The organism is Tardiphaga sp. (assembly GCF_041424195.1).
Taxonomy (GTDB): Bacteria; Pseudomonadota; Alphaproteobacteria; order Rhizobiales; family Xanthobacteraceae; genus Tardiphaga.
On record NZ_JBGMOE010000081.1, the window covers coordinates 78,634 to 89,751 of the forward strand.

Here is an 11,118-nt window from a genome sequence, read left to right on the forward strand (position 1 = left end):
GTCCGCGGCACTGGTTTGGGGCAAGCATGGCTAAAGAGAGTCGCGGCATTCAGTCGATCGAGGTCGGAGGTGAATTGCTGCAAGCGCTGGTGCGCAATGGCGAACCGATGATGCTGCGGGATCTGGCGCGCGAGGCCGGCATGTCGCCGGCCAAGGCGCATCCCTATCTCGCCAGTTTCTCCCGCATCGGCCTGATCGAACAGAATCCGTCCACCGGCCGTTATGAATTCGGTGCGCTCGCCCTCGAACTCGGCATCGTCACGCTGCGGCGGCTGTCGGCGGTTCGCGTTGCAACGCCAGCCATCATGGCACTGGCCGGCACGATCGACCACGCCGTCTCGCTGGCGATCTGGGGGACCCACGGACCGACCGTGGTGCGCCTGGAAGAGCCCAGCCATCCCGTGCACATCGCCATGCGTGTGGGTTCAACGGTATCCCTGCTCGAAACCGCAACGGGACGGGTTTTCGCAGCATTCATGCCGCCTGCGACCATCAATGCCGCCCTCGCCGAGGATCTCGATCGGCTGTCGATCGGCTACGACCCGAATCGCAAGGTAAAAGGCCCGGCCATCGACAAGATCCTCGCCGATGTGCGCACACGCGGGCTGGCCCGCGCCGTCGGCGAGCCCTTGCGCGGCGTCAATGCATTCTCCGCGCCGGTGTTCGACCATAGCGGCGCAGTGGTCCTGGCCGTGACAGCCATGGGCGCGGTGGGCACATTCGACGTCAACTGGAACAGCCCCATCGCCAAGGCCCTGCTCGATTGCACCAATACGATCTCGCGCCGCCTCGGCCGCGACGTCAAGGACTGAGCAGCGCGGCAGGCGGCCTTGCGAACAATCTCAATTTGAGATATTGAGGAGCCGCATGCGGGTTATCTCAAACAGCGCATTGGTGAGGTTCTCCGCCACCCATTCTGCGGCATCGATACCGCTGCAGGCGTGGCGCAAGATCGTGGAATCGCGCTTGTTCAAGAATTTCGCTGAGATGAAGGCGACTTTCAATGCCATCGATCGTGTCGGCCGGTATTACGTTTTCGATATCGGGGGCAATAAATTCCGTATCGTTGCCGCCATCCATTTCGATAAACAACGCCTGTATGTCAGGCACGTGTTCACACACAAGGAGTACGACGCATGGAAACCATGACGCTGACCCGTGCGGAGGTCGATGATCTCGCCGAGCATCTGAGCGCCATTTCAGCGCGCATTCCACTCCAAACGATCAGATCAAAGCGCGACTACAAGACAGCGACGGCTGCGATGAATGCACTCCTCGATGCAGGCGGCGCCGATGAGAGCAATCCACTGTCGGCACTCGTTAGCCTCCTGGGCGAACTGATTGCCGATTATGAAGACGCGCATTCTTCACCCAAAACAATATCGCCAGCCGACATGTTGCGTTTTCTGATGAATCAGCACGGCCTCAGCCAGGGCGACTTGCCCGAGGTTGGAAGCCAGGGCGTTGTGTCAGAAATCCTCAATGGAAAACGTGACCTGAATGTGCGTCAGATCAAGCTCCTATCCGAGCGTTTTGGCGTTGGACCGCAGGTATTCGTCTAACGAGCACGTCCGGCCTCACCGTCACCACCCTGCCTTGAGCAAGCGCGTCGGTGTCGGCCGGCAAGTCAAGCCGCCCAGGACAACGGGTGCAAAGTTGTCTGACAACCCGACACCTGGCCTTGTCGCCCCACTCCATCGTGTTACGATCCGTCAGGCGCATCTCCGGTCCACGGAGAGCAACCATAAAATCACCGCCGGTCAAGGCGGCTTGAGGGAGGATGACATATGGCTCTTTACGGCCCGACACGTCGTGCCTTTGTGCAGGGAACGCTCGCCACCAGCGCGCTTGGCCTTACCGGCATCCCAGCTTTCGCCGATCCCGCCTGGAAGAAATATGCGGGCACCACGATTGAAGCCAATCTGATCAAGGGTCCGCGCGGCGAATTGCTGCAGAAATACGCCTCCGAATTCACCGAGCTGACGGGCATCAAGGTCGAATCCGAGCTGATCCCGGAGCAGCAGCAGCGCCAGAAGGCGGTCATCGAGCTCACCTCCGGCAAGCCCAGCTTCGACGTCGTGCATCTCAGCTACCACGTCCAGAAGCGCCAGTTCGAAAAGGCCGGCTGGCTCGCCGATCTCACGGGCTTCATGAAGGATCCGAACCTCACCGCACCGGATCTGAAAGTGGAAGACTTCTCCGCCGGCGGCCTGCAATTCGCGCAGAACGACAAGGGCGAGATGCACTCTCTGCCGTGGTCGGTCGACTATTTCATCCTCTATTACAACAAGGAGATGTTCGCGAAGAAGGGCGTCTCCGTGCCCAAGACCATGGACGAGATGGCCGTCGCCGCCGAGAAGCTGAACGATCCCGCCAACGGCATCTATGGCTTCACCGGCCGGGGCTTGCGCAACGCCAACATGACGCTGTGGACCAATTTCTTCCTGAATTATGGCGGCGAATTCCTCGATGCCAAGGGCAATATCCTGACCGACGGGCCCGAGGCCATCGAAGCCACCAAGATGTATCAGCGCCTCCTTACCAAGACGGCGCCTCCCGGTGTCGCCGGCTTCAACTGGATGGAGTCGATGGCCTCGCTCACGCAAGGCCGTGCGGCCATGTGGATCGACGGCGTCGGCTGGGCACCGCCCATCGAGGACCCCAATGCGTCGCGCGTCGTCGGCAAGATCGGCTACACCGTCGTGCCCGCCGGGCCAAAGGGGCAATTCTCCGCTGCCTATGGCGACGGCATCGGCATCGCCAAGACCAGCACCAAGAAGGAAGCCGCCTATCTCTATTGCCAATGGGCGGTGTCGAAGACCATGGGCGCCCGGCTGTTGCAGAGCGGCGGCGGCGTGCCGTTCCGCAACTCGATCCTCAATGACGAGACAGTGCGCAAGGGCGTGAAGAACCAGGAATGGCTCGATTCGGTGATCGCCTCGGCCAAGATCAGCAAGCTCGGCCTGCCGGTCATCGTGCCTGTCGCCGAATTCCGCGACCTTGTCGGTGCCGCCGTCACCGCCACGCTGGCAGGCGCCGATCCGGCTACCGAACTGAAGAAGGCCCATGAACAGTTCCGGCCGATCCTGGAGCGTAGCGAAAAATCGTGAGCGAACTGACAGCGGGAAAGGCAGTCGCCAAAACGACCGCAACGGTCGCGGCCGAAACGGCGACTGCGAAAAAGAACGAGTGGCGGCCGATTTCCTATTGGCCGTTCGTACTTCCGGCGATGATCGTCGTCATGGCGGTCATCATCTTCCCGTGGGTCTATACGATCTGGATGAGCCTGCACGAATGGAAGGTCGGCCAGGCGCCGACCTTCGTCGGCTTCGCCAATTATCTCAGATTACCGAGCGACGCGCGGTTCGTGGAATCCGTTGGGCATACGCTGGTCTATACGGCGCTGTCGGTCGCGCTGCCGCTGATCCTCGGCACATTGGCGGCGGTGATCTTCAACAACAAGTTTCCGCTGCGCGGCTTCTTCCGCGGGCTCTTCATCCTGCCGATGATGGCGACGCCGGTCGCCATCGCCCTGGTGTGGACGATGATGTTCCACCCGCAGCTCGGCGTGCTGAACTATCTGCTGTCGCTGGTGGGCCTGCCGCCATCGCTGTGGGTGTTTCATCCCGCCACCGCAATCCCGTCGCTGGTGCTGGTGGAGACGTGGCAATGGACGCCGCTGGTCATGCTGATCGTGCTCGGCGGCCTCAGCGCCATTCCGACCGAGCCCTATGAAAGCGCGCAGATCGACGGCGCGACTCCGTGGCAGACCTTCCGCTACATCTCGCTGCCGATGATCATGCCCTTCCTGTTCATCGCGGCGATGATCCGCATGATCGACGCCGTGAAGAGCTTCGACATCATCTTCGCCATCACCCAGGGCGGCCCGGGCAGCGCCTCGGAAACCATCAATCTCTATCTCTACAGTGTTGCCTTCGTCTATTACGACGTCGGCTATGCCTCGGCGATCGTGGTGGTGTTCTTCGCGCTCATCATCGCGCTCGCCGGTGCGCTCTTGCATCTGCGCCAGCGCACCCACTGGAACGACGCCGGAGGCAGTGCCTGACCATGCGGGACTTTCTCAACAAACTCGGCCTGACCTTTGCCTTCATCATCATCGTCTCGCCGGCGGTGCTGTTCTTTCTCTGGATGCTGTCGCTGTCGCTGAAATTCGAGATCGACAACGCCTCTTATCCGCCGGTCTTCATCCCCGAGCGCATCAATTGGGGCAACTACGCCGCAGTGATCGAGTCGAAGCGGTTCGCCACCTATTTCTTCAACACGCTGATCGTCACCGGCTCGGCGACCTTGTTCGCTCTCATCGTCGGTGTGCCTGCCGGTTACGGCATCGCACGCATGCGCGCGCGCAAATCGGCCATCGTGATCCTGATCGCGCGCATCACGCCCGGACTGTCCTATCTGATTCCGCTATTCCTGCTGTTCCAATGGCTCGGCCTGCTCGGCACGCTGTGGCCGCAGATCATCATCCATCTCGTGGTGACGGTCCCGATCGTGATCTGGATCATGATCGGCTATTTCGAGACGACGCCGATGGAGCTCGAAGAATCCGCCGTTATCGACGGCGCCACCCGCTGGCAGGTGTTCCGCCACGTGGCGCTGCCGATTGCTCGCCCCGGCATCGCCGTCGCCTTCATCCTCTCGGTGATTTTCTCCTGGAACAATTTCGTATTCGGCATCGTGCTGGCAGGGCGGGAAACGCGGACACTGCCGGTCGCGGTCTACAATATGATCTCGTTCGATCAGTTGAGCTGGGGGCCATTGGCCGCAGCGGCACTGATCGTGACGCTGCCGGTGCTGTTGCTGACGATGTTCGCGCAGCGCCAGATCGTGGCCGGGCTAACGGCGGGCGCGGTGAAGTGACGAGTTAACTCGCAGCCACCTTCCTCTTCTCATCCGGCGCCGTTTCGCTCGCCACGATCAGGCGCTTGAGCTCCGGAATGCACGAGCCGCAATTGGTGCCGGCCTTGAGCCTCGCGCCGATGTCCGCCGCCGTCCCTGCACCGGCTGCAATGGTATCGCAGATCGTATTGCGGCCGACGCCGAAGCAGGCGCAGACGATGGGCCCTGCACTCGCAGCGCCATCGGCGGACTTTCCAGAGAGCAGCATGCGGCGCTGGTCGTCGCTGACGGTCTCGGCGGCGAACAATTCCTTCACGGCATCCCAAGAGAGCGCCCCCTCGGTCGGGCCGATGAACAGACAGGTCTCGATCCGGTCATCCTTGAACGACACCGCGCGATACACACCCTGGCCGGTGTCTTCGTATTCAGCGGCATCATCGCCGAGCAACGGCGTCAGCCAGCTCTGCCAGGTCTCGACATCGGTATTGTCAGACAGAAGATAGCCGACGCCGCCCGTGACGGCGACGCGCGCCCATTGCACACCGAACGGCATTTCCAGCGGACTGCGCGAGAGTATGAAGCCGCGCTGCGCAAACACCGCAGGCGTGATGGACACCGGCGTCGCCTTGTTCTCGGGCTGGCCGGAAAACGGATCGGTGATCGGTGCAATCAGTGCACCGACACGTGCGAAGCCGGCGGTCTCGTCGTTCCAGTGGATCGGCGCGAACAGCATGCCGGGTTGCTGGCGTTCGCTGACAGTAACTCTCAATATGCATTCGCCGTAATCAGTCGTCAGCCGGGCATGACCGCCATCGACGATCCCGCATGCCGCAGCATCATCGGGATGAATCTCGACGAAGGGCTCCGGAATATGCTGGCCGAGCCGCGGGCTGAGGCCCGTGCGCGTCATGGTGTGCCACTGGTCGCGCACGCGGCCGGTGTTCAGCCGCAGCGGCCGCTCGGCCGACACCTGCGTGCGCAGCTCCGGCACTTCCGGCGCGATGAAACGCGCGCGCCGGTCATTGGCGTAGAATTGGCCATCGGCAAAGAACCGTGCCTGCGGCTTCGTCGTCCCCTCCCGCACCGGCCATTGTACCGGCGCCATGGTGTCGAAGGCCTCATCCGAGACCTTCATCAGCCCGCCAATATCGAAATCGCGATGGCCATTATTCTCGAAGGCCGAGAGGCTGGCATGCTCGCGGAAAATCTCCGCGGCCGATGTGTAGGCGAAGGATGCGCCATAGCCCAGGCGTCTGGCGACTTCGCTCAGCGCCCACCAGTCCGGACGCGCCTCGCCCGGCGCGCGCAGGAACGAGCGCTGCCGTGACACGCGGCGCTCGGAATTCGTCACCGTGCCGGACTTCTCGCCCCAGGCCAGCGCCGGCAGCAGCACATGGGCTCCGGCATTGACGGTGTCGTTGGAGCGCACATTCTCCGACACAACAAACAGATCAAGCTTGCTCAGCGCCGCGCGCACGGCGTCCGCGTCCGGGAGCGACACGGCGGGATTGGTGCCCATCACCCACAACGCCTTGATCTCGCCACGGCCGATGGCCTCGAACATCTGCACGGCCTTGAGGCCTTCATGGGTGGCGATATGCGGCGCCTTCCAGAACCGGCGCACGCGGTCGATATCCGGTGGCGTGAAACCCATATGGGCGGCAAGCTGGTTGGCGAGGCCGCCGACCTCGCGGCCGCCCATGGCATTAGGCTGGCCGGTCAGCGAGAACGGTGACGCGCCGAGCTTGCCGATGCGTCCCGTCGCCAGATGACAGTTGAGGATTGCATTGACCTTGTCGGTGCCCTGCGCCGACTGGTTGACGCCCTGCGAATACAGCGTGACCACCCGCGGCGTCGCCTTGAACATCTGGAAGAAGGTCGCGACATCGATCTCGTCAAGCCCGGTTGCTCTGGCTGTCGCAACCACGCTGCCGGCGATGGTCCGAGCCCGCGCCAGCGCTTCCTCAAAGCCCCCGGTGTGCTCGGCGATGTAAGTCTGATCCAGCGCGTCGTTGTCGGCGAGATAGACGAACAGCCCGCTGAACAGCGCCGTATCAGTGCCGGGCTTCAAACCAAGAAACAGATCGTCATCGCCGACCGTATCGGTGCGACGCGGATCGATCACGACGATGCGTGCGCCCCGTGCCTGTTTGTTGGCCAGCATGCGCTGATACAGCACCGGGTGGCACCAGGCGGCATTGGAGCCGACCAGCACCAGCAGATCCGCCTGATCAAGATCCTCGTAGCACCCCGGCACCGTATCGGCGCCAAACGCACGCTTGTGGCCGGCCACGGACGAGGCCATGCAGAGCCGCGAATTGGTATCGACATTGGCGCTGCCGAGAAAGCCCTTCATCAGCTTGTTGGCGACGTAGTAATCCTCCGTCAGCAACTGGCCGGAGAGATAAAAGGCCACGGCACCGGGGCCATGTTCGGCGATGGTCTTGCGAAAACCTTCCGCGACATGATCCAGCGCATCGCTCCAGGCGACCTGTACCATTTCGCCATCGTCGCCGCGCATCATCGGATGCAACAGGCGCTCGTCGAGGCTCAGCGTTTCGCCGAGCGCCGATCCTTTCGAACAAAGCCGGCCGAGATTGGCGGGATGCGCGGGATCACCCGCAATCGCTGCGCCACCGTTGCCGTCCGGCGTTGCCAGCACACCGCAACCGACACCGCAGTAAGGACATGTGGTGCGCGTGGCATGCAGATGCGGATCGATCGCGTTCATCACGCCGCCTCCGCACGGATGGCCAGCGCGCGACCGAACATGATGTCAGCGCGGATATCGGCGACGCCCTGACCGCTGCGGATCAGTTCGAGATACCACAGCGCATCCTGCGTATCGCCCACCAGCACGGCGCCGGTCAGCGCGCCATCCGCAATCACCAGCTTCTTGTAGGTGCCGCGGCGGACATCATTGAGCAGCAGCGTCTCGCTGCCTTCGCCCGCCATGAAATCCCCAGCGGAGAAAACGCTGACGCCGGAGACCTTCAGATTGGTAGAGAGCACGCTGCCTGTATAGGCAGCAGCCTTGCCCGCGAGATGGCGCGCCAACACCCTGGCCTGTTCGTAAGCGGGCTCGACAAGGCCATAGCAGGTGCCACGATGTTCGGCGCATTCGCCGAGCGCGAAGACGTCGCCGGTGCCGGTCGCCATCTGGTCGTTGACGACAATGCCGCGATTGACGGCGATGCCGGCGTCCTTGGCCAGCGATATATTGGGGCGGATGCCGGCGGCGAAGATCACGGCGTCCGCATCGAGCGTGCGGCCGTCGGCGAGCTCAACGCTCTCGACACAATCGTTGCCATGAATACGCGCCGTGTTGGCATTCAGCAAAATCCTGATGCCCTTGCGCTCGACCAGCGTCTTCAGGAGGTTCGCTGCAGGCGCATCGAGCTGACGCTCCATCAGCCGGTCCATCAGATGGATCAGCGTGACCTCGGCGCCGGCTTTGGCGAGGCCATAGGCCGCTTCGAGGCCAAGCAGGCCGCCACCCACCACGACAACACGCTTTCTCCGTGCAGCGAGTTCGAGCAGGAGATCGACATCGCGACTGTCGCGAAACACATGCACGCCCTTGAGGTCGCCGCCCGGCACCGGCAGCCGCAGCGCCGATGAGCCTGTGGCGATGACAAGCTTCGAGAACGGCACATGCTTGCCGGTCGATGTCGTGACTTCGCGTACGGCCATATCGATGGCAGTTGCCGTTGCGCCGTATTTCAGCGTGACGCCACGGTCCCGCCACCAGGCGGCAGGCTTCAGTTCGATTTCCTGCGATGTCGCCTCACCGGCCAACACCGACGACAGTAATACGCGATTGTAGGCAAGCCGCGGTTCGTCTCCGACGACGGCGATGGCATAACGACCGAGCGCGTATTTTGCCAGCTCGTCCACGAGCCGGGCCGCTGCCATTCCATTGCCAATAATAACCAGCGGCTCGCTCACACCATGTCCTTACTCAGCCGCTTGCGCGGTGCCGTAGGCTTCTGCAATCATGTAGCCGGACAGCGTGCCATAGGCCGCGGTCCAGGCGCTCGCGAGCTCAGGTGTCCAGGCGTCGCCGAGGCCCTTCTCCAGCGTCCACAGCAGCGCACCGCCGACGATCGGATAGTGCTCGGCCTTCACGCCATAGGCCACGTGCTGCTTGGCGAGTGCACTTGCGGCAGGCAGCACAGTTTCAAGCCGCGTCAGCCCGGTGACGACGACGCCAAGCGTCGCCATCAATTTGCGGCCCTGCTCCTTCATGTCGCCGCGAAACATCGGCTTCACTTGCGGGGCGATTTCGAAGAGACGGCCGTAGAACAGATCGGCAGCAACGTCGGAGATCGGCGCGACTTTCTTGAAACTATCCTGAACCAGAGCGACGTCGGACGCATTCATGCTAACTCTCCTTGCAGTGGAAGGTGAGCTTGTGTGTCGCGCCGCGTGAGCAAATGTTCAGCGCGCGATAAAATGCGATGTGATTCTAGTGATAGGCCGCAGAAATCATGCGGACCGACAGGAACTTGTAGACCTTGTGCCACGAGGCCTCGACCTCGGGCGTCCAGCGCTCGCCGAGTCCCTGCTCCAGACTCCAGAACAGTGCCTCGCCGACTGGCTCGTAGTGCGCGGCCTCCACGCCATAATGCACGTGGTCTTTCGCGAGCTTGCCAATCACTGACAGCAGGCCTGTGATGTTGTCGAGACTGCCGACGATCACCGCTAGCGTCGCGATGAACTTGTGCTTGAGCTGCGCCATATCGCCGCGAAAGAGCGGGCGCGTTTCCGGCAATGTTTCGAACAGCCGCGCATAAAACAGATCCACCATGACCGAGGAGTTCGGCCACATCTGATCGAATGAGGATTGCACGCGCATGATTTCTTCGCGCGTCAGGCCTATCGAACGAGTCATGATTTGCAGCTATCCGGAAAGTCTGAGCCGCATTCATTCGGTTTACCCTCGGAAGTCAAGAGGTAATAAGATGCTTACGCGGCCTCGACGAATTTGTGGCGCTCATACAGGAATTCGAGTACGCGCTTGCGGCAATCGAGATAGACGGCGTTGCTCGCCAGTTCGAGGCGCTTGCGCGGACGCTCCAGCGGCACGTCGAGGACTTCGCCGATGGTCGCTGATGGCCCGTTGGTCATCATGACGATGCGGTCCGACAGCAATACGGCCTCGTCCACGTCATGGGTGATCATGACGATGGTGTTTCCGAGTTTCTGATGCAGTGCCATCACCGAGTCCTGCAGATGCGCGCGGGTCAGCGCGTCCAATGCACCGAACGGCTCGTCGAGCAGCAGCACTTTCGGCTCCATGGCCAGCGCGCGGGCAATGCCGACGCGCTGCTTCATGCCGCCGGAGATTTCCGAGGGACGCTTGTCCTTGGCATGGGTCATCTGCACGAGGTTGAGATTGTGCATCGTCCATTCGTCGCGCTCGGCGCGCGACTTGGTCTTGGCAAATACCTTGTCCACGCCAAGGCGGACGTTCTGATAGACCGTCAGCCAGGGCAGCAGGCTGTGATTCTGGAACACGACGGCGCGATCCGGACCTGGCGAATTGACCTCGCGCCCCTCGAGGATCACGCCGCCGATGGTTGCACGCGTCAGGCCGGCGATGATGTTGAGCATCGTCGACTTGCCGCAACCGGAATGGCCGATGATGGAGACGTAGTCGCCCTTGCCGAGATCGAGGTTGATGTCCTTCAGCACCTCGGACGAGACCTTGCCGCGGGTGAAGACCTTGTCGACATGGTCGAGCTTCAGATATGGCGTCATGACATTGTCTCCTTGGCTGACCTGATTAACTGACAGACGTGCCGTGAGTGACCAGCTTGCCGAGGCCCGCGATCACGCGATCCAGCACGAACCCGATGATGCCGACATAGAACAGCGACAGGATGATCTCGCTGATATGGCTGGAATTCCAGGCGTCCCAGATGAAGAAGCCGATGCCAACGCCGCCGATCAGCATCTCGGCCGCGATGATGGCGAGCCATGACAGGCCAATGCCGATGCGCAGACCCGTGAAGATATAGGGCGCAGCCGATGGCAGCATGACCTTCCAGAAGAACTCCACCGGGTTGAGCTGCACCACTGCGGCGACGTTGCGATAGTCCTGCGGAATGTTGCGGATGCCGACGGCTGTATTGATGATGATCGGCCAGATCGAGGTGATGAAGATCACGAAGATCGCCGAGGGTTGACCGTCGCGGAAGGCGGCGAGCGCCAGCGGCAGCCAGGCCAGCGGCGGGATCGTGCGCAGCACCTGGA

At 62.1% G+C, this 11,118-nt stretch carries 12 protein-coding genes; 6 read left to right on the forward strand and 6 right to left on the reverse strand.

Annotation, left to right across the window (positions count from 1 at the left end; translation table 11 throughout):
* The first annotated feature begins 26 nt into the window (after nucleotides 1-26).
* The 6 genes from ACEK02_RS13250 (at nucleotide 27) to ACEK02_RS13275 (ending at nucleotide 4,881) form a co-directional block, all read left to right on the forward strand.
* Nucleotides 27-812, forward strand: coding sequence for an IclR family transcriptional regulator (locus ACEK02_RS13250; protein ID WP_371422150.1), 786 nt, complete (start codon nucleotides 27-29; stop codon nucleotides 810-812).
* Between the two features lie 55 nt (nucleotides 813-867).
* Complete coding sequence (locus ACEK02_RS13255) at nucleotides 868-1,149, forward strand: type II toxin-antitoxin system HigB family toxin (protein ID WP_371422151.1); 282 nt, start codon at nucleotides 868-870, stop codon at nucleotides 1,147-1,149.
* Complete coding sequence (locus ACEK02_RS13260) at nucleotides 1,137-1,562, forward strand: type II toxin-antitoxin system HigA family antitoxin (RefSeq protein WP_371422152.1); 426 nt, start codon at nucleotides 1,137-1,139, stop codon at nucleotides 1,560-1,562. Before ACEK02_RS13255 ends, ACEK02_RS13260 begins: the two co-directional genes overlap by 13 nt.
* Nucleotides 1,563-1,787: 225 nt before the next feature.
* Nucleotides 1,788-3,110 carry an ABC transporter substrate-binding protein gene (locus ACEK02_RS13265; RefSeq protein ID WP_371422153.1) on the forward strand — a complete coding sequence of 441 codons (1,323 nt, stop codon included), beginning with the start codon at nucleotides 1,788-1,790 and terminating at the stop codon, nucleotides 3,108-3,110.
* Nucleotides 3,107-4,066, forward strand: a complete 960-nt coding sequence (locus ACEK02_RS13270; RefSeq protein WP_371422154.1) for a carbohydrate ABC transporter permease — start codon at nucleotides 3,107-3,109, stop codon at nucleotides 4,064-4,066. The genes ACEK02_RS13265 and ACEK02_RS13270 overlap by 4 nt, the downstream gene beginning before the upstream one ends.
* A 2-nt stretch (nucleotides 4,067-4,068) precedes the next feature.
* The gene (locus ACEK02_RS13275) at nucleotides 4,069-4,881 is read left to right on the forward strand and encodes a carbohydrate ABC transporter permease (protein ID WP_371422155.1); all 813 of its coding nucleotides are present in this window, start codon (nucleotides 4,069-4,071) and stop codon (nucleotides 4,879-4,881) included.
* A gap of 4 nt (nucleotides 4,882-4,885) precedes the next feature.
* Here the strand turns inward: ACEK02_RS13275 and ACEK02_RS13280 are convergent, their stop codons facing one another.
* From ACEK02_RS13280 to ntrB, 6 genes are all read right to left on the reverse strand, one after another.
* Complete coding sequence (locus tag ACEK02_RS13280) at nucleotides 4,886-7,591, reverse strand: molybdopterin-dependent oxidoreductase (protein WP_371422156.1); 2,706 nt, start codon at nucleotides 7,589-7,591, stop codon at nucleotides 4,886-4,888.
* Nucleotides 7,591-8,808 carry an NAD(P)/FAD-dependent oxidoreductase gene (locus ACEK02_RS13285; RefSeq protein WP_371422157.1) on the reverse strand — a complete coding sequence of 406 codons (1,218 nt, stop codon included), beginning with the start codon at nucleotides 8,806-8,808 and terminating at the stop codon, nucleotides 7,591-7,593. The genes ACEK02_RS13280 and ACEK02_RS13285 overlap by 1 nt, the downstream gene beginning before the upstream one ends.
* Nucleotides 8,809-8,817: 9 nt before the next feature.
* On the reverse strand, nucleotides 8,818-9,243 hold the full coding sequence (locus tag ACEK02_RS13290) for a globin family protein (protein WP_371422158.1): 426 nt from the start codon (nucleotides 9,241-9,243) through the stop codon (nucleotides 8,818-8,820).
* An 85-nt stretch (nucleotides 9,244-9,328) separates the two neighbouring features.
* The gene (locus ACEK02_RS13295; RefSeq protein WP_371422159.1) at nucleotides 9,329-9,754 is read right to left on the reverse strand and encodes a globin family protein; all 426 of its coding nucleotides are present in this window, start codon (nucleotides 9,752-9,754) and stop codon (nucleotides 9,329-9,331) included.
* A 74-nt stretch (nucleotides 9,755-9,828) separates the two neighbouring features.
* On the reverse strand, nucleotides 9,829-10,623 hold the full coding sequence (locus tag ACEK02_RS13300) for an ABC transporter ATP-binding protein (protein ID WP_371422160.1): 795 nt from the start codon (nucleotides 10,621-10,623) through the stop codon (nucleotides 9,829-9,831).
* 25 nt (nucleotides 10,624-10,648) lie between these two features.
* On the reverse strand, nucleotides 10,649-11,118 hold a 470-nt coding region (gene ntrB / locus ACEK02_RS13305; protein WP_371422161.1), incomplete at its 5' end, for a nitrate ABC transporter permease.

Coding starts and splice junctions, on each gene's coding strand:
- ACEK02_RS13255 (WP_371422151.1), top strand. CDS start 868: ATGCGGGTTATCTCAAACAGCGCATTGGTGAGGTTCTCCGCCACCCAT.
- ACEK02_RS13300 (WP_371422160.1), bottom strand. CDS start 10,623: ATGACGCCATATCTGAAGCTCGACCATGTCGACAAGGTCTTCACCCGC.
- ACEK02_RS13290 (WP_371422158.1), bottom strand. CDS start 9,243: ATGAATGCGTCCGACGTCGCTCTGGTTCAGGATAGTTTCAAGAAAGTC.
- ACEK02_RS13275 (WP_371422155.1), top strand. CDS start 4,069: ATGCGGGACTTTCTCAACAAACTCGGCCTGACCTTTGCCTTCATCATC.
- ACEK02_RS13250 (WP_371422150.1), top strand. CDS start 27: ATGGCTAAAGAGAGTCGCGGCATTCAGTCGATCGAGGTCGGAGGTGAA.
- ACEK02_RS13260 (WP_371422152.1), top strand. CDS start 1,137: ATGGAAACCATGACGCTGACCCGTGCGGAGGTCGATGATCTCGCCGAG.
- ACEK02_RS13265 (WP_371422153.1), top strand. CDS start 1,788: ATGGCTCTTTACGGCCCGACACGTCGTGCCTTTGTGCAGGGAACGCTC.
- ACEK02_RS13280 (WP_371422156.1), bottom strand. CDS start 7,591: ATGAACGCGATCGATCCGCATCTGCATGCCACGCGCACCACATGTCCT.
- ACEK02_RS13295 (WP_371422159.1), bottom strand. CDS start 9,754: ATGACTCGTTCGATAGGCCTGACGCGCGAAGAAATCATGCGCGTGCAA.